Source organism: Erwinia phyllosphaerae (genome assembly GCF_019132875.1).
Taxonomy (GTDB): Bacteria; Pseudomonadota; Gammaproteobacteria; order Enterobacterales; family Enterobacteriaceae; genus Erwinia; species Erwinia phyllosphaerae.
On record NZ_JAHSPF010000006.1, the window covers coordinates 100776 to 119374 of the forward strand.

Genomic DNA, 18599 nt, shown 5'->3' on the forward strand with positions numbered 1-18599 from the left:
CGCACTGGCTGGTAACCGGAGCGCCTTAATTACGTTTTACCGACTATTTTTTCTCGTAATCACTCGCATCACTGCGACGATGATTTCGACGACCAGCCTGATAATGGTCAGGATCGTTATCATCCGCTTTTCTTTTCGGAAAAAGGAAGCGGCGGGTTTTACTTGCACACTGCAATTTTGCAAGTAACCTTGCCTTTGTTGGGGATTGCTTGCCTTCCTTTCAGGAACGTAGCGTTAAGCGATGCAAAAAAAATCCGGCACGATGGCCGGATTTTTACGTCAGCAGTAAAGTGCCTGCCTCATTTTTACTTTTTCATTTCCCGCAGTACGTTAACGCACTCATTTTTTTCATTGTCGCTGGGTGAAATCAGCGCCAGCAGCGCGGCGGCAGGTGCAACTACCGTTCCCAGCGCGGCCGCGGCAACGCCACGAGCAATCAACGGCCCGGCTTTTACGCCTGCATCCGGATTTTTAAATGTGCCTTTCACATAAAGCGGCGAACGCAACGTGACGATTCGCATACCTTTGCTGTCAGGATCGATCGACAGATCCATACGCTCATTAGCAAAGTTGGTGGTTCCGCTGATGTTGATTACCGCGTTTTCCGTATCGAACACGAAGAGTTTGGTTGAAGCCAGCCCGTTTTCGATATTTAAATCGGCGGCCGCACAGTTGATACGCACCTCGTCGTCACCAAACAGCTTGCCGACTACATAGTTACCGACGTTAAGCCCAACGATTTCCATCAGGTTGCGGCTAATCACGCCGTCGTTCATTAACAACTTCAGGCTACCGTTGCTGGTTGCCAGAATATCGGCAACGGAATTCCCTGTTCCGCTTAGCGTGGCGTCGCCGTTGATCTGCCCCATGCTGCTTTGCATCGACTGCACGCCAGGGAAAAGCTGTTTAAGCTTGAGATTACGTGCATGAAGATCGGCCCGAGCGCGCATAGGCGTATGGTCGCCTTCCATATGAATAGTAGAGTTAAGGTTGCCGCCAGCTACACCAAAACGTAGCGGATCGAGCAGCAAATCACCGTTTTTCAGTACCAGATGCGTATAAAGATCGCTGACAGGTAAAGAATCACTGTGTTCGATACGTTTGCCGCTAAACTTCACGTCGGCATCCATCACGTCCCAGCTTTTGGTATCAAACTTATCGTGCGGCAGGACGCGGTCGGCAGGCTGGCTGGCCGAATCGCCTCTTTCCGACTTCGCTTTCGCCGTTTTTGCGCTGCCCTTGCCGGAATTAACGCCAATCAGCGGCCCAAGATCGGCCATACGCAGCTGCCGGGATTCCAGCGAACCTTCCAGCTTCGGACGCGGTTTGCTCTGACTGTAGGTTAGTGAGCCGCGAATATCGCTGTCGCCAATATGCCCGTTAAAATCGTTATAGTGGAAAACCGGGCCGCCTTTCTGCTGAAAGCGCGCAATCAGGTGCCCATCGGTTTCGTAGGGAGGTGTATCCGGCAGCAGGATACCGGTCAGACCGTACAGATTGGCCAGCGTATCGCCGGAAAAGCGCAGCCGGATATCCAGCCCGCCCAGGTTCATAGGATCCTGTAAACTACCGGCCACCTGCACCCGGGTCGTGCCGTTATGTACGTCCGCCTGAACAGGGAAAGGATTGGTTTTACTACGCAGCGACAGCATGCCGCCAATTTTACCGTCTCCGGTTAGCTTCTCGCCGTTGTAAGTGCCCACGGCTTTCCAGCCAAAGACAAAATCGGACGCGCCTTTCTGCCCCGCTTTATCCTTGCCGCCAGCAACCTGCTCATAGGGAACCGGTTTGCCCAGCGGATCGACCGTAACCTGTACATCCGCTTTATTGATGGCGTCGCGATAGCCAATTTTGCCCTGGTCGAAGAGGACGTTATCAAGGCGAAAGCTCCAGGCCGAAGGCTGCTGGTTTGCCGCAGCGTTATCGCTGGCAGCCAGATCGAACGTCCAGTTGTTTTTACCTTCGGCAGTTTGAATCAGGCGCGCGTTCGGCTGCTGTAGTTTGATCCACGGTAAAAAAACTTCTTTATGCAGCAGCGCCAGCGGCGACAGGGTCGCATCCACGCGCTGCAGATGTACCATCGTGACATCGGCAATAGCCGGAGGATTCCCCAGCATAATATCTTCAGCATGCACATGCGGCCACGGTACCCAGCTGCGCCAGCCCGGCTCGTCGCGGTTACGTTCCCAGGCAACGCCCAGATCGCCACGAATGGCAAAAGGACGATTCAGCTCCGCTGAAACTTTCTGATTAATAGTCGGCTTGAGGCGATTCCAGTTAAATGTGGCGATAATGATGACTAATGCCACGATCAGCAACAAAAAAACCCCGATAATCCAACTAATTACTTTTCCCGTGCGCGACACTTGTTATCTCCTTACTCGCTTCGTCTTCTGTAAAGATAGACGAGGGGAAGGAAAAGGGGATCACGCCAGCGTCAACGGCAGTGCCTCCAGCTGATCAAAAGGCAAAGGCCTGGCAAAATAGTAGCCCTGAGCTGCGCAGGCAAAAGAGTTCTGCACCTGGGTCCACTCTTCAAGCGTTTCCACGCCTTCCACGATGACGCCTTTGCAGTAGCGATTGATCAATGCCAGCAGCATATTAAACAGGCTGCGGCCTTCTTCCGATTTCCTTAACAGGATAAACAGCTCGCGCGCCAGCTTAATGTAATCGTACTTAAGCTCGGAAAGCGCTGAAAAATTAGCCAGACCCGAACCGAAATCGTCCAGCCACAGCGGCCCCAATTCCGGCATCTGTGCAACCAGCTCTTCCTGCGGTAAGACATGATGTTCCACCAGCTCAAAACGTACCCACGGAGAACGGGCGATTAGCTGGCGTACCGCCGGGTTGTGTTGTACAGCCTGAAGCGTCGGTCCATCAATATTGACCGAGGCGACGACGTCGCTATCGATAAATTTTGTTTTCCACGTTTCCAACAGCTCCAGCTGTTCACGAATAATCAGCATCCGCTCCGTGGTATCAAGCGCAGCAAAATAGGACTCCGGCGATAATCTTTGGCCCGGCGCGGCAGGATGAAAAACCGCAGTGAGCAACTCAATTGCCATCAGGCTGCCGGTTACCCGGTAGATAGGCTGAAACGTATAGGTGCGCTGGCACTCTCGCCAGTAAGAATGCTCCTCTTGCTGCTGTTTCACGACAATTGAAGGAGAAAGCCGGTGTCTGATGTTCTTCAGCACCATGTTGAAATCCTTAATTCAATGGGGGACCGCGTTGGATAAGGTCTCTGCATGGGTTATCGGCATGCGGCTGCATAACTTTAAAACGTTCTTTACCACGGGCTCTGTTGCTGGCGTCACCTCTACAAAATTAAAACAGTGTTTTAAAAACATTGACTGCGGCTGACGGCACAGCGAAACTGGGGTCAAAACGTAGCGAGCGGATAATCATGAACAGAATAAATATCGCCGTTATTGGCGAATGTATGATTGAACTTTCTCAGAAAGAAAACGGACTGAACCGGGGTTTTGGCGGCGACACGCTGAATACGGCAGTATACCTTGCGCGGCAGAACAGCAGCCTGTCGGTAAATTACGTGACCGCCCTGGGTACGGATAGCTTCAGCGATGAAATGATCGCGGCCTGGCAGCAGGAAAATATCCATACATCGCTGATCCAGCAAATGGAAAACAAATTACCGGGTCTGTATGTCATAGAAACCGACGCGCAGGGCGAACGTACATTTTACTACTGGCGCAATGACGCTGCCGCGCGCTACTGGCTGGAAAGCGACAGGGCAGATGAAATCTGCCAGCAGCTGGCCCATTTTGACTATCTCTACCTGAGCGGCATCAGTCTGGCAATCCTGACGCCATCGGGTCGGGATAAGCTCATGGCACTGCTGGTTGCCTGTCGCCGTAACGGCGGCAAAATCATATTCGACAATAACTATCGTCCACGCCTCTGGCCTTCTATAACGGATGCGCAGGCTGCTTATGCCGCCATGCTGGCCTGTACGGATATTGCTTTTCTGACGCTGGACGACGAACAGCTGCTGTGGGGAGAAAACCCCGTGGATAAGGTGATTGCCAGAACGCATGCGGCGGGCGTAGCGGAAGTGGTTATCAAACGCGGCGCGGAATCCTGCCTGGTATCGCTGGCCGACCAGCCGGTAATTGAAGTTCCTGCTATGCGTTTACCGCCCAACCGCATTGTGGACACGACCGCAGCCGGTGACTCTTTTAGCGCGGGTTATCTGGCCGTTCGCCTTGGCGGCGGCAACGTGCAGGAAGCCGCCAGACGAGGCCACCTGACGGCCAGCACGGTTATTCAGCATCGCGGCGCAATTATTCCTCTTTCTGCCATGCCTGATTAACTTTCACAGGCAACTGTTTCTCTTCTCGCCATGCCTGATTAACTTTCAGCAGCAGTTATTTCATCCGGCCTGGTGAACCTTCAGGCAAGCCGCAGCACCGTCAGAGCGCTGCGGTTTTTTAAGGCAGATTAATGCGCGATTTGCGTGAGCTTTTCTGCTGAAATCCCTGTGATCTGTTGCACGATGGCAAAGTTCAACCCCTCTTCCAGCATCCGGGCAGCGATTCTGGCCGCTTCTTCCTCGCGACCACGCTGGGCACCCAGCAGAATGCCTTTTTCTATGCCTTTTTTTATGCCTGTTTGTTCCAGTTGTTCTGCAATAGTCATCAGCTTCTCTCCATGTTGCGGTACTTTTTGCACAAGTTGGCGTATTAAGGCGGCGGCGTCTGCCGTTTCGCCGGCCTGGACGATATAGTTTACCAGCGATACTACCTGCTCTTTTGTCAGATGACCAGCCAGCAGCAAAGTTGCCAGCCTGTCGGTTAATTCGGCCAGATCGCGCTGGTGAATATGCTTTTGCAGCAGCGTCAGCGCGGCCATACTGCGATGCTGCATAATCTCGTCATCGGGAATAGCGGTCACATCAACCAGGGGAAAATCGCGGCTGTATACCTGTTTCGCCAGATCGGGGCGCGAAAAATTTTCTAACCAGTTGGTTGAGTAAGGATAAGGCCTGCGTTTTCCGGCATAAAACAGCACGGGGATCACCAGCGGCAGTTTTGTGTGGCCGGCATCAAGATGGCGCTGCATAGCGGCAATCGCATAGCGCATAAGCCTGAACGCCATCTGCTTGTCCGGGCTGCTCTGATGTTCAATCAACACATGGATATAGCCTTCGCCTGCTGACGTCTTCAGGCTATAAAGCACATCGCTGTAGTAAGGACGCAGATCGTCCTCAATAAAGCTGCCTGACATTAGCCTGAGCGTGTTCAAATCGCAGAGCGCCCGCAGGTCGGCAGGCAGATGCAGCAGGATAAAATCCCTGGCCGTAGCCGTCGTGGTTAAAAACTGTTTGAAAGCGGCATCGTGCGGCGTCGGTACACTATTTTTCTTTTTCATCAACCCTGACCCAGAAAAATTTGGCATAGTGCCGTGAGTAATCAACTTCCTCCCTGAACAAGTCCGGACTCTACAACAGGCGACGTTAATAACGAACAGGCAAAACTGGATTGCCCAGCACTGCTCGAAAAAATTAATGGTTCCATGAGGGTGGCTTACATAAAAGTGTGAGAAAGGCAGGAAAAGCCGACCATTAGCTGCTCCAGCCGGAGGAAATTATAAAAGCAGAGGCGTTCAACCAGTCTATTTACAATGCGCGGTGTCGTGATTGACTTCGATAAATTTGCCTAAAGGCAGAATATAAATCTGTGCAAAAAAACTTTAAGCGCTATGTAAAATAAAAACCTAATCAATGCACTTAATTTGCATTAAGAGAAAGCCTCAAGACAGATGAATATCTTTCCCTTTACTGTTAAAGAAATCAGACAGATAACAACATGAGGACTTATTTTAAAACAATCAAATAAACAGCATAAAGTAAAATTAAAGCTCTCAGTGCGAAGATACAAACATAATTATAATAGTGGCAAAATTCTGAAATCCTTTAAATCCATTTTAAACTCTGGACGTTACGTTTATAAATCGGCGATCCTGTATTCTTACAAAAAGATAAAACCTGATATTTTTTCAGGCTTACCTATACTTTTATAAAATGTTGCTCAGGAGCGCTTATGAACACCGAAATAATTAATATCTGGCCTCAAGGCGACGCTCCTGGCGCCAGTGATTCTCGCGTCCGTCCACAAATTGTCGATCTGGCAAAAGAGTATGAGCCTTTCGACCGCGCCGCTTCCGGCGTACGCTGCCCGGAACTCGCTTTCTGGTATCCGGAAACGTCTAACGGCGTTACGCTGCTGGTTGCGCCCGGCGGCGGTTTTGAACGCATTATGATCGATAAAGAAGGCAGCGCGCTGGCGATGTTTTTTACCGCTATGGGCTACACGCTGGCGGTGATGACCTATCGTTTTCCTCAGGACGGCCACCATGAAGCGGCCGATGCACCGCTGGCGGATGCCCAGCGCGCCGTACGTGTTCTGCGCCACCGCGCTGCACGCGGTCTGAACGGTAAGCGCATCGTGATGATGGGCTTCTCCGCTGGCGGTTACGTAGCGGCCAGCGCAGGAACGCGCTTTGCCGAAAAACTTTATCCCGTGCAGGATATCGCCGATTCTCTCGCCGCCAAACCGGATGCTCTGGTACTGCTTTATCCGGTCATCAGCATGCGTGAAGGTCTGGCGCACGCCGGTTCGCGGCTGCGACTGCTGGGCGAATGCCCAACCCAGCGCGAAATCGATGCTTATTCGCTGGAAACCCGCGTTACGGAGCAGACGCCGCAAACGCTGTTAATTCATGCGGTAAACGATGAGTCAGTGCCCATTAACAACAGCATGATGATGTTCAGCGCGCTGCGGGAACATGGCGTCCCCAGCGAGCTGCACTTCTATGAGAAAGGCGGTCACGGCTTTGGCATCCGCAACGTCGCCGATCTGCCGCTCGCCAGCTGGCCGATGCTGGTCAACGAATGGTTACGCGCGCGCAAATGGTAACACGAGCGGCGCGCTTTTCGTCTTAGCAACAGGCGCATAACCTTTTCGTTAAGCTGTCGGGCAGGCGTAAAAACCTGCCCGACTGGCCACTAGTTTTGCGAAGCGGGAATATCTGACACTTCAGGTTTGGTTTCGTCAATTACGGCTGGCGTCGCTTCGGTGGCAGGTTTCATCACCTTATCCCAGCTGTCATAAAGCGTCTGCACGTTGGTTTCTGCTTCACCCTGCGGCTGCATCAGCATCATGGTCAGCGGCTGCGACAGCTGTTGACGCAGCTCCTGATTCATCATTTGCAGCGTCAGCTCCGAAAGGAATTTTTGCCGCAGTTTCTGATATTGTTCTGGCGCAATATCGACGACCGCGTTCTGCTGCGAACGCAGACGCTGGCTCATCAGCACGTCCGTATTGGTACGCGCGTAGGTAGCAAAGAGTTTATTCAGCTCAGCGGTTTTCTGCGCCATCAGCGCGTCAAACTCTTCCTGCGGCAGGCCGTTATCGCGAATATTAGCCATTTCGTGTGCGACCAAGCTCAGGTTACTGTTTAACGAATCGTTATTAGCATCCATATTAATGGCGCACTGCGCACGCTGGTAAAGCACCCGGCAATCGAATCCTACCTGAACTTTCTGCGCTTTATTGTCGCTTAACACGCGCTGCACGTGCCAGAACAGCGCTTCGCGTGCCAGGTCGCTCTGCCAGTAACGTAACAAACTTTGCGAATCGCGGATTGGCTGCCAGGGATTATCCCAGACCAGCGACAGGCGATCCTGACTCAGATTGCTGTTAACCAGGTTAACGGGCTGCTGCGGTAAAGGCGAAAGCGTTGGCACTGGCGCAGGCGTCTGCCGTTTTCCCTGTAACGGGGAAAACGTCTTGTTGATCTGCTCAGCAAGGCTACGGCTTTCAACGTTGCCCACCACAAACAGCGTCATGGCATCCGGCGTGTACCACTGCTTATAAAATTCGTTCAGCTTTGCCATATCAACGGGCACGCTAACCGGCGAGGCGGGATCGTGTCCCAGCAGCGCCGACCCTTTCAGACGGTAGCGCCACCATGGATCCTGCGGACTGGCGGGCCAGGTGGCAATGGGATCGTCTGCATTTAGCGCGGTATTGACCGTTTGCTCATTGACCGTCATATCGCCAATGGTCGCCGCCAGCCAGTTCATCGCTTCTTTCAGCACTTCAGGACGGTTATTCGGCAGGCTGAGGGAATAGAGCGTAAAGTCATAAGAGGTCACTGCCGGCGGCTGCGGCCGATCCGGGTTGATGCTTTGCTGCCACAGCGAGCGCTGCTGCGCCGTATCCAGCCTGGCATTGTGTACCAGCGCCAGGCGAGGCAAAAGATGGCTGTAGCCAGCCTGTTGAGTATTCTCTACCAGCGATCCGGCATCGACCATCAGGCGAACTTCAATGCGGTCACTGGGGCGTTGCGGCGTTGTTAACACCTGCCAGCGAAAACCATTATCCAGTTTTCCCTGCTGCCAGGCAGGATCGGGTTGGAGTGTTTCCGCCTGCACCGTACTGCTGGCGAAGGCCAGCACTATCCCACCGATTAAAAGACGAATTCTGGTGCCCTGCATGTGAACCCCTACTCAATCACAAACCAAAAAAATCACTGGCGATCTACGGCCTGCGGCTATCAGGATGAAGGATAACTCAGGAGGCCAACGGACAGTTTGTTAGACCACGCGTCAGCGGGGATGTCCCAGCGAAAAGTAAAAAATGTTCAAACAATGGGGGTTATTATGCAAATGCCCGTCGCGAGGGCAAGTCGCGATGGGCATTCAGGGGGAATATTTACGCCGTTGGCGGCTTAGCGATGGGTTTCTGACAGATTTTTCGCCTTTTTCGAGGCATTAAGCGTCTCATTTAGCTGTTTCTTATCCAGCTGATCGACCCACTTCGCCACGAATACCGTTGCCACGCCGTTGCCGACCAGGTTAGTCAGCGCGCGCGCTTCGGACATAAAGCGATCGATACCTAAAATCAGCGCCAGGCCCGCCACCGGCAAATGCCCGACGGCGGACAGCGTGGCGGCCAGCACGATAAAGCCGCTTCCCGTTACGCCAGCCGCGCCTTTTGACGACAGCAGCAGCACCACCAGCAGCGTAATCTGATGCACAATATCCATATGCGCATTGGTTGCCTGGGCGATAAATACGGCAGCCATCGTCAGATAAATAGAGGTGCCGTCGAGGTTGAATGAATAACCGGTCGGGATAACCAGTCCGACCACCGACTTCTTACAGCCCAGCTTTTCCATCTTGTCGAGCATGCGCGGCAGCGCCGATTCTGACGAAGAAGTACCCAGTACGATCAGTAATTCTTCTTTGATATAGGCGATAAATTTGAAGATATTAAAGCCCGTGATACGGGCAATCAGCCCCAGCACCACCACCACAAACAGGACGCAGGTGATATAGAAGCAGATAATCAGCTGGCCGAGCTGTACCAGCGAACCGACGCCATATTTACCAATCGTAAAGGCCATTGCGCCAAAAGCCCCGATCGGTGCCAGGCGCATGATCATATTGATAATGCCGAAAATGACCTTCGAAAAGCTGTCGATAAAGTTAAACACCAGCGTGCCTTTATCGCCCATACGGTGCAGCGCGAAGCCAAACAGGATGGCGAACAGCAGCACCTGTAAAATATTACCGCTGGCGAAAGCGCCAATCACGCTGCCGGGAATAATATCCAGCAGAAAAGCGACGATGCCCTGCTGCTCGGCCTGCTGCGCATAAACGGCAACGGCCTTTGCGTCCAGCGTGGCGGGATCGACATTCATTCCCGCGCCCGGCTGCAGCACGTTAACCACCACCAGACCGATAATCAGCGCAATAGTACTGACTACTTCGAAATAAAGCAGCGCTACCGCACCGGTACGGCCAACGGCTTTCATACTCTCCATGCCGGCAATCCCTGTCACTACCGTACAGAAGATGACCGGCGCGATAATCATTTTAATCAGCTTAACAAAAGCATCGCCCAGCGGTTTCATCTGTGCGCCTAACTCTGGATAAAAATGGCCCAGTACTACACCGAGAGCGATCGCGGTTAGCACCTGAAAATAAAGGCTTTTGAACAGGGAAGTTTTCATAAAGTATCCGTTAACACCTGGGGAAGGCGACATTGCTATAGTTATAATGGGCTACAGGCCAAAAATAACACTACGTTAACCGGATTGATATAAATTGACACATATAGCCAGATCGGACATGTAATTTTATGAGCTGAATCACTTCAGCTAGCAAAACATGTCCAAAGCGGGGCGAAGGGACAGAGTAAAAAAGCAGCGTTAACGGCTATCAGGCCACGCCCGGGGGTTGAGCAGTCTGATGCCAGAGGTCTGAAAATGACGTTATCGCGCTCTGGTTCGAATTCGATATCCGCCACACCCGGCATGGCAAGCGCGCCCTGAATATTACGACGCAAGCCGGTCAGCCTTTTATACCCTGCAAAAGTAAGCATACGCGCGCAGGTTTACCTGACGCCGGTTATCAACGCGTGACGGCTCATGCAAAGTAAGCATACGCGCGCAGGTTTACCTCGTTCCGTAATATAAACAGGCCCGGTTTCCGCTGCCTGCCTGGCCGCAGAGTAGCCAGCGGCGTTCCTTTGTTACGCGTCTGGCGCTTGCCCGATACGCACGCCGTCAAAAATAGCGCTGCTCGAACTGCGCAACCGGCAGCGCTTCGGAATAGAGATAGCCCTGGCCGATTTGAATACCCCGTGCCAGCAGCCAGTCGCGCTGGTCGCAGGTTTCTACCCCTTCAGCAATCACGTCCAGCTTGATGATATCCGCGATAGCCGCAACGATGCGCACCATCGTATCGTCTTCCGGCAGGATGCAGACAAAACTGCGATCCATCTTCAGCTTGCTGACCGGCAGTGACTTAAACTGGCTTAGCCAGTTCAGGTTAGCGTAGCCCATGCCGAAATCGTCCAGCGCCACGGAAACGCCCGCCTGCTGTAAGTCGTTCAGCAGCCGCAGCACCAGCTCCGGTTCTCCCGGCTGCGCCGTTTCGGTAATTTCCAGCATCAGGCTGCCCGGCTTGATTTGATACTGCTGGATCAGCTCGCGCAGATGCGCCACCCGATCCGCCTCGCGCAGCTGTACGGCAGAAATATTGACGCTGAGCGGCAGGGTAATCCCGCGCTTTTGCCAGTCAGCCAGCACGCGGCAGGCTTCCTCAAAGACCCAGCGTCCCAGCGCGGTGATCACGCCAGACTCTTCTGCGTTAACAATCAAATCTTCCGGCAGGCTCCAGCTTCCGTCCGGCTGACGCATTCGCAGCAGCGCTTCTGCTCCGACGGGCTGGCCGCTGCGCATATCAATCTGCGGCTGTAAAAACAGCGCAAACTGACCGTCGCTCAAACCTTGCAGAATATCGTGCTCCTGCGTCAGCCGCCTGTGGGCTCGTTCAGTCATCAACGGATTGAAAAACAGAATCTGGTTTTTGCCTTCCAGGCGCGCCGACATCATCGCCGAAGCGGCGCGGTTTAAGAGATCCTGTGCGTTAAGATGGCTATCTTCACGTGCCGCCATGCCAATGCTGATAGTGGGCCGCACCTGCATCTGCTGTAGCGCTACCGCCTGGGTCAGGCGTATCTGCAACAAACGCGCCATGCGCATCGCGCGTTCGGGCGTGCTGGCTCGCTTCATTAACAGCACAAAGTCGCTGTCGGACAGCTGGCCGATAACCGTCTGGCTGTCGATACAGTTGCGGATTTTATCCAGCAGCGCCAGCGCCAGCACGTCACGCTGCTCGTCCGTCACGACGCCGTTGGCTTCCTGTAGGGTTTCAATACGCAGCACCAGCAGCGTAAAAATATCTTTTTCCGCAACGGCGTTTAAATGCTGCTCCAGCAGCGCCAGAAACAGCGTTTGGTTGGGCAGGTTGGTTAACGCAAAGCGCGTGGTCAGACGGCTCATTTCGTCATGGACCGTTTCAATAATCTGCTGGTTATGGTTATAGCTGCGGATCATCATACCCAGCTCATCGTCGCGATGGCGGTCGGGCAGCTTCAACTGATGAGCAATGGTTTCCTGCGGCGGCAGGTCGCGCAGCTCAACCGCGATCCTGCGCAGCGGCCGGACGATCAGCCGGTTGATACACCAGCTGATAGCGACTGACAGGATCAGCGCCAGCAGCAGATAGGTGGTGACCATGGTAGAGAGCGCGCTGAGAATAAACTGGTAAACGCGCCATGAATCCGCCTGCAATACCAGCAGCGCCAGCGGTTTGGGATTGGAAGGCTCTACCGAATAGAGCGGCACGGTGATCTGCACGGGCAGCTCGAAGATTTTAGCAATCAGCTTTGGCACCGGTTTTGTTGGGGCAAAGTCAGCGTGCAGCGCCTGTAAACCACCCGGCAGAACGACGTCGGCACGCGCCAGGATCCCGGCGGGCTTAAGCGAATTCAGAATGCGTTCGGCCTGGCCGATGTCCGCCTTGAGTACCGCCTGCGACAGCGGTTGACGCACGGTATGCGCGACGTTTTCCATCTGCTGGGCATAGTCAATCCTGCGCTGCTGCACAAAATGAAAAAGTTGAATGACGATAAAGACAGAAATGGTGACTACCGCAACGCCCGATACCGTCGCCATCTGTTTTATCGTTAATGAACGACTAACGCGCAAGCCTGTTCTCCGCAAAGCTGAATGCCGCCGGGGACGGCGGCAAAAACAGCCCTGAGTATATCCTATGAGAGGCGCTTGTTAAGGTATCCCTTTTCGGCTGGCGAGCGATTAAGCCTTTTCCGAGGGAAAATTCCCGCAAGAACGACGCAAAACGCTACTTAAAGTCTGCATAAGGCGTCAGCGGCTGAAGCGGCATATCTAAATCCCCTTCCCAACCGGCCATCGAGTAACGCAGATAAATCATGCCGTGGCTTGGCGTATAATCTTTCGCCTGCTGGATATCCATACCCAGCCCCAGCGTCCAGTGTGCGCTCAGCCTGCGTTCCACCGCCACCTGTAGCGTATAGCCAAAACCGCTGCTGCTGCTACTGCTACTGGATGGGTTATCGCTGGTCAGCGTGCCGAAGCTCAACGGATAGCGCGGCTCGCCGCTAGTGCGGGAATGGGACCAGGAAACGGAGCCGCCCAGATCGAAAGACCAGTTGTCCGTGCGCTGACGCCAGGTTAAGGGGACGGACAGCGAGTTATAGGTTTGCGGACTGTAGTAGCCACCCTGGCCCAGAGAATAATCGCTTAAATCACGCGCGTAGTGCCACAGCATGCCGTTCAGGCCGATAGTCGCTCGACGGTTGTTTTCGTTAAGCAGCTTATAGTAGTAGCCCACCATCAGCCGCTCGCGGGAGTTATCCTTGACGTTCTCTCCGGTAATCTGGTGCGCGCTGATGTCGGCCCAGACGCCGTGCGGGCCGCCTTTGTCATAGCTCAGGCCAACCGCGCCGCCGGTCGCGACCACGCCGCCCCAGGTTTTACCGCTGGCGGTATTGGGATCGCGCGCGCCAGCATAGGCCAGCAGCGAACTGGAAATCGGACGGCGCGAAGCGGTCAGTGAGACACCAAGATCTTTTACGCTGGTGTTCCAGGTAAAGCCGCCGACCCAGTTAGTCACCTCAAAGCCCAGTGGCGTGGTACCGATATCCGCTGACCATTTATCACTGTTGTAGCCAATGCCAACGCTGGTGCCGTTCTGATGCTGGCGGAAATCGCGGTTACAGGTTGCGTCGCCGTTAGCGCAGGTGCCGAAGGTTTCATTGATATTGCCAAGGCTGTTCGGCGAAAAAGTGCCTGCCGACAGATCTACGTTATCCAGCCGCAGCCAGCCCTTGCCCTGCGCCAGCGGCGTTTCCGCCTGCATCATAGTGGTATGCGCGGTAAAATCAGAGACGCCGCCGGTGCCTTTATTCCTGGCGTAATCTTCTGCCAGCGTTAGCGTCGTGTCCTGCTGACGTGCCAGGTCGGCCGCTTCGCTGCGGATGCCGCGTTTCAGCCAGTCGTCCTGCTCATTGTTACGCGTTAGCCGCGTGTAATCTTCCGTGCTTTGCGGCGGCGTAGCCGTAATGCCGCTGGCGACCATCGCCTGGCGATAGTCATACTGCGCGGCGGCAGGCTGGTTTTGTGCGGCCTCCAGGCGAGCCGCGTCGCGGAATACCAGCGCGCTGCTTTGCGAAGGCATCTCTTTGGCCGCCTTTGGTTTGAGCAAGCCATACAGCATGGCGGCACGATCGGCATCGCCAACGCTTTGCGCCGCATTGGCCACGCGGCGGCCGGTATTAACGCTCTCTTCCGCCACGGTTGCGGGCAATGCCTGTAGCCGTGCCTTCGCGGCCGGCAGATCTTTTAACGCTACCAGCGCTTCGATTTCCCCCAGGCGGGCGTCGTTGTTTTGCGGCTCTTTTGCGCTGACTTCACGATAGCGTGCCAGCGCCTGCTGTGCGTCGCCTCGCTCCAGTGCCCAGTCCGCTTCGGTCAGCGTAATACGGCTGGAAGGCGGAAGCTGATTGAGTAACGCCACGGCCTGGCTCTCCTGCCCGCTGGCGCGAAGCTGTCCGGCGCGGGCCACTACCGTATCCGTTTCCAGGCGGCTGTTGAGATCTTTAATGTTTTGATCCCATTTATCCGCAGGCAACGCATGCAGCTGCCGCAACGCGTCACTGGCGCGATCGCTGCCGGAAAGATACAGCGCATAGGCATAAACCTGCGTCGGCACGCCCGGCTGCCGCTGTGCCATCGCGGCCATCTGCCGGTCTGCTTCCTGCCGCTGGTCCGCCTGGCGTAGCGCGCCAGCCAGCCGGTAGTTCAGCCAGATATCATCCGGCGCGCCCTGCTGCGCCTGGCGATAGAGTTCCGCCGCCTGCGCCCAGCGTCCTGTCGCCGCCTGCTTATCGCCTTCCGCGCTTAGCGTACTGCTGCGCAGGCTGGCGAGAGTTGTACCGAGCGAACGTTTTTGCGCAGCCGGTAGCCCGTTGATAAAGGCCAGCGCTTTCTCTGGCGACTGCTGCTGGTAAAGGTTAACCAGCCGCTGCACCGCCGTGGTATTACCGGGATCGAGTTGCCGCGCCCGACGGAAAAGTCCTTCCGCCGCCTGCGCATTTTTTTGCGCCAGCGCCACGTCGCCCAGACCGATTAGCGCATAGCCGTCGGTACTGTCCAGGCTTTGTGCCTGCTGATAGCTACGCGTCGCCCCGCGAATGTCGCCCGCAGCTAATGCCTTATCACCTGCGGCGATAGCCAGCCAGTAGCGGTTAGACTGCAACAGGCTTTTCCATTTGCCGATATCTGTCCCTTCAGCGTCTGCCGCGATGGCACGCTGAAAATAGCCGTCTGCCTCTTCGCGATTGTTGGCGCGCGCCAGTGCCTGGCCCATCGCGCCAAGCAGCGCCGGATCGTTCGGACTGGCCTGCAGGGCCACGCGCAGCGCCGGAATGGCCGCATTGCTTTCGCCTTTATCAATCAATGCCAGCCCACGAAGCCGCTGTTGATAAGCGGGATCGGCCAACATTTTCTGCTGCCGTGCCAGCTCAAGCTGGCCGTCGGCCTGCGGTTTGTCGCTGGTAAAAGTAGCCAGATAGGTTTGCAGCTGCGCCACGGTTTGCGGCGTAACCGGCTGTGATTTGATGTCGCTTAGCCATAGCTCCGCGGCCTGGTCGCGGCCAGCCGGTTCGTTAGCCACTTCCTGCAGCTGCTTAATCGCCGCCGCGCGGTTGTCCTGGCTTAGCTGCATCTGCGCAATGGCCATTTCGACATTAATATTGCCCGGCGCATCGCGATCCAGTGCCTGTAACTGCGTCAGAGCCTGCCCCTGTTGGTCAGGCAGACGCGCCACCAGCCGCCAGTATTCCAGCGCCAGGTCGCTGGAAGGAAAAACGCCGTGAAAAAGCTTGTCCCAGGCCGCGCGCGCCTCCGGCAGATGTCCGGAAGCGGACAGCAGCCTTGCCTGTTGCAGCTGCTGTCGGCCTTCGTCGGTGATCAGCAGCAGGTTTGCTTCCGCCTGGCGAGTCGCTGGCGAGTCCGGCGCGATCTTTTTCAGCCTCGCCAGCCTCTCCCGCGCCCGATCCTGCTGCCCCATGCGCAGATCCTGCCGGATCTGCGCCGCCAGTACCTGCGGGTTGTCCGGCGCAATCTTCTCCAGGCGATAAAGCGACTGGCTCACCAGATCGAACTTGTTGCTCGCTTCACCGACCCGCACCTGTTGCAGCAGCCAGTCAAGGGGCGAAACTTCCGCCGCCTGGGCCGACATGCAGCCCAGCGGCAGCAGCAACGCTGGCATTATCCAACGCGAGTTCACTATAGATCGTCCTCATCGCCCAAACGGCGGCGGCTTATGCTGCGCATTAAACGCCACAACAGCAGCGCGAACAGAATCACGACGACGGCGGCAAACAGCGCCAGCAGTACCGGATGCGTTGCCAGCGTGTTCCAGACGCGTTCCCACCATGGCAAATGGCCGACGTACCAGGTATCGCCCACGCGCAGGCTGTTTACGCCGGATTCACGGATAATCGATGCTGAACCAAAAATCGCCGCGCGTTTACCGCTGTCGATCAGCGCGCCGTTCAGCAACTGCCATGCACGCGGACTGTCGGCTAACAGCGCTACGACGCTGCGCTGGTCAAAGAAAGGCGATTTAAAGCTGACGATTGCCGCCATCGGGCCTGCCGAACTAATGGCGGTCTGGCTTTCTGCATGCATGTCGTCATTCGACAAAGGCTGGGTAGAGAAATCGTTCTGGCGGTTAGGCTTGTTAACCTGGCTTTTCGTCGCCTCTACCAGCAGGTTGATTTTGCTGTCGTCCTTTAGCTCCTGCGGAATTTCGCCAATCATCAGCAGATCGTCATCCTGCCCTTTGGCTTTGCTCCAGTCGTCGGTCATTTGCACTTTCAGCGCCGGATAACCGGTTTGCGCGGAAATGTTGCCCAACGCGTTCAGCAGCGCGCTGACCTTGTCCGCTTCAGGATGGCTGTTAACCAGCACCAGCGTCTGCGCCAGATCGGCGTTGCGGCTGAACGGGAATCCCGCATTAGCAAAGGCGCGCAGCGACGGCATTTCCATATAGTGACGATAGCCGGAGAAATCGATTGTGGAATTGTCGTCAATCACCACATGGTTTGGCACCGCACTGACGGTTTCGCAGCGTCCTTCGTTGGTGGCATTGTTATAAGTGCCACCGATAAAGATACTGGCGTAATCAAAGTCGAAACGCAGCTGGTTAACGACTCCCAGACGCAGCGCCGGAATAGTCAGCTGCGTACTGCCGTCGGTAAGTCCCTGAATCAGCGGGATACGCAGCAGCTGCTTGCCGTTATCCTTTTTGCCCGGCAGCGGGTAATCCTGCACAAACTGGTTATTCAGATTAACCGCCAGCCTTGAGCCATCGTCCTGAAGCGGCGTGGTGTAGCGATAGTTAATCTTCATATCGATGCCGCGCGCGCGGACGAGGAAAAGATCCGGCGGCAGTTTCAGCGTCACCGCGATTGGGTTCGGCTGTAACCCATCGCTTTGTAGCTGATTGGCATATTGCTGTAGTTCGCCAAAGGTGGTCGGTCTGTCGGTACGTACCCAGTTTGGAGCGTCATACAGTTTGCGAGGCGCCAGTTCTTTAACTTCATCTACCGTCGCGCTTTGGCCGCGCAGCAGTACGTCGCCCTGGGCAATGCCCTGCACCGCTTTCAGCAAATCGTTATCATCACGGCCTAAAACCAGCAGCATTTTCTCATAAGGATTCTGCGGCTGATTGACGATGGCGATAGTCGGCTTGTCTACCGGCGGCATCGCTTTTAAAAAGTCCGGGCGTTTATCGTTGGTGGCAAACACGACGGCATGCTGCTGATCCGGCAGCTGGTTATAAAGCACCGGGAAGGACTGACCGCGCCAGTCTGCTTTAGTGCCAAACCATGAAGCCAGCACGGCGGCGGCTTTCTGCTGTCCCAGATCGGGCGAGTCGGCGAACACCATCGGCAGGACCAGTGGACGATTATCGCGGGTATCGAAAAACGGTTCCGGGAAGTGAGAGAGGTCGTCCTGTACCGGCAGCTTTTGTAGCGTCAGCGCCAGCGAACTGTCTTTGCCGATATCCATCCAGATAGTGCTGTTAGCCGGGTTTTCACACAGGTTGGTATAGTGGCCGACCAGCTCCAGACGGATGCGGTTAAAGTCGCCGATAAAACGCGGGTCGAGCGGCAGCTGGATCTGGTTGGTCTTGCCCAGTTGCTCTTGAGTAACCGGCACCAGGCCAATCATCTCATCGTTCAGATAGACTTTCAGATGCGAGAGGGAAGGCAGCAGCGAAGGCGAAGGGCGGTAGCTCAAATTTAGCACCGCTTTGGTCACCACTTCGTCACTGCGCACGCCAAATTCAATCTGGCCCTGAGTGCGCGTTCCCGTCAGGTTGAACACGCCTGGCGGCGGCGCAATCTGCGCGAAGGTTTGCGTCACGTCGCGAACCGGCGCAGCAGGAGCAATATTAACAGGTGCGGCAGAGGCAGAATCTTCGGTAGTAGCGGACGTGGAAGATGCGGTAGGCGCAGACTCTCCGGTAGCCACCGGCATAGCCGATGCGGCAGATGCAGCATCCTCGACAGCAACCGGCATAGCCGATGCGGCAGATGCGGCATCCTCGACAGCAACCGGCATAGCCGATGCGGCAGGCACAGGATTTTCAGCGACCGGCATAGCCGATG

At 55.3% G+C, this 18599-nt stretch carries 10 protein-coding genes; 2 read left to right on the top strand and 8 right to left on the bottom strand.

Annotated features, from left to right (window positions below; all coding sequences use genetic code 11):
* Window positions 1-305: 305 nt before the first annotated feature.
* Together KUE00_RS12435 and pdeH are read right to left on the bottom strand one after the other, a co-directional pair.
* On the bottom strand, window positions 306-2366 hold the full coding sequence (locus tag KUE00_RS12435; protein ID WP_246760209.1) for an AsmA family protein: 2061 nt from the start codon (window positions 2364-2366) through the stop codon (window positions 306-308).
* Window positions 2367-2426: 60 nt separating this feature from the next.
* Window positions 2427-3200, bottom strand: a complete 774-nt coding sequence (pdeH, locus tag KUE00_RS12440; RefSeq protein WP_246760210.1) for a cyclic-guanylate-specific phosphodiesterase — start codon at window positions 3198-3200, stop codon at window positions 2427-2429.
* 206 nt (window positions 3201-3406) lie between these two features.
* On the opposite strand from pdeH, the gene kdgK reads away from it, so the two are divergent.
* The gene (gene kdgK / locus KUE00_RS12445; protein ID WP_246760211.1) at window positions 3407-4333 is read left to right on the top strand and encodes a 2-dehydro-3-deoxygluconokinase; all 927 of its coding nucleotides are present in this window, start codon (window positions 3407-3409) and stop codon (window positions 4331-4333) included.
* A gap of 128 nt (window positions 4334-4461) precedes the next feature.
* Here kdgK and KUE00_RS12450 read toward each other — a convergent pair whose 3' ends face one another.
* Window positions 4462-5391, bottom strand: a complete 930-nt coding sequence (locus tag KUE00_RS12450) for an Rpn family recombination-promoting nuclease/putative transposase (RefSeq protein WP_246760212.1) — start codon at window positions 5389-5391, stop codon at window positions 4462-4464.
* A 671-nt stretch (window positions 5392-6062) separates the two neighbouring features.
* On the opposite strand from KUE00_RS12450, the gene KUE00_RS12455 reads away from it, so the two are divergent.
* Window positions 6063-6938, top strand: a complete 876-nt coding sequence (locus tag KUE00_RS12455) for an alpha/beta hydrolase (RefSeq protein WP_246760213.1) — start codon at window positions 6063-6065, stop codon at window positions 6936-6938.
* A gap of 89 nt (window positions 6939-7027) precedes the next feature.
* On the opposite strand, the gene KUE00_RS12460 is transcribed toward KUE00_RS12455, so the two are convergent.
* The 5 genes from KUE00_RS12460 to bcsB form a co-directional block, all read right to left on the bottom strand.
* The gene (locus KUE00_RS12460) at window positions 7028-8521 is read right to left on the bottom strand and encodes a M16 family metallopeptidase (RefSeq protein WP_246760214.1); all 1494 of its coding nucleotides are present in this window, start codon (window positions 8519-8521) and stop codon (window positions 7028-7030) included.
* A gap of 233 nt (window positions 8522-8754) precedes the next feature.
* Window positions 8755-10041 (bottom strand): dicarboxylate/amino acid:cation symporter, encoded by a 1287-nt coding sequence (locus KUE00_RS12465; protein ID WP_246760215.1) that lies wholly within the window; start codon window positions 10039-10041, stop codon window positions 8755-8757.
* Between the two features lie 555 nt (window positions 10042-10596).
* Complete coding sequence (gene hmsP, locus KUE00_RS12470; RefSeq protein WP_246760216.1) at window positions 10597-12585, bottom strand: biofilm formation regulator HmsP; 1989 nt, start codon at window positions 12583-12585, stop codon at window positions 10597-10599.
* Window positions 12586-12739: 154 nt separating this feature from the next.
* A complete protein-coding gene (gene bcsC, locus KUE00_RS12475) occupies window positions 12740-16189 on the bottom strand; it encodes a cellulose synthase complex outer membrane protein BcsC (protein ID WP_246760359.1) in 3450 nt (1149 codons plus the stop codon).
* A gap of 17 nt (window positions 16190-16206) precedes the next feature.
* Window positions 16207-18552 (bottom strand): cellulose biosynthesis cyclic di-GMP-binding regulatory protein BcsB, encoded by a 2346-nt coding sequence (bcsB, locus tag KUE00_RS12480; protein WP_425523583.1) that lies wholly within the window; start codon window positions 18550-18552, stop codon window positions 16207-16209.
* Window positions 18553-18599 lie beyond the last annotated feature (47 nt).

Excerpts from the sequence above, each read along its gene's own strand:
- kdgK (WP_246760211.1), top strand. The coding sequence starts at position 3,407 with ATGAACAGAATAAATATCGCCGTTATTGGCGAATGTATGATTGAACTT.
- KUE00_RS12460 (WP_246760214.1), bottom strand. The coding sequence starts at position 8,521 with ATGCAGGGCACCAGAATTCGTCTTTTAATCGGTGGGATAGTGCTGGCC.
- KUE00_RS12465 (WP_246760215.1), bottom strand. The coding sequence starts at position 10,041 with ATGAAAACTTCCCTGTTCAAAAGCCTTTATTTTCAGGTGCTAACCGCG.
- bcsC (WP_246760359.1), bottom strand. The coding sequence starts at position 16,189 with ATGCCAGCGTTGCTGCTGCCGCTGGGCTGCATGTCGGCCCAGGCGGCG.
- KUE00_RS12450 (WP_246760212.1), bottom strand. The coding sequence starts at position 5,391 with ATGAAAAAGAAAAATAGTGTACCGACGCCGCACGATGCCGCTTTCAAA.
- pdeH (WP_246760210.1), bottom strand. The coding sequence starts at position 3,200 with ATGGTGCTGAAGAACATCAGACACCGGCTTTCTCCTTCAATTGTCGTG.
- KUE00_RS12455 (WP_246760213.1), top strand. The coding sequence starts at position 6,063 with ATGAACACCGAAATAATTAATATCTGGCCTCAAGGCGACGCTCCTGGC.
- bcsB (WP_425523583.1), bottom strand. The coding sequence starts at position 18,552 with ATGCCGGTTGCTGTCGAGGATGCCGCATCTGCCGCATCGGCTATGCCG.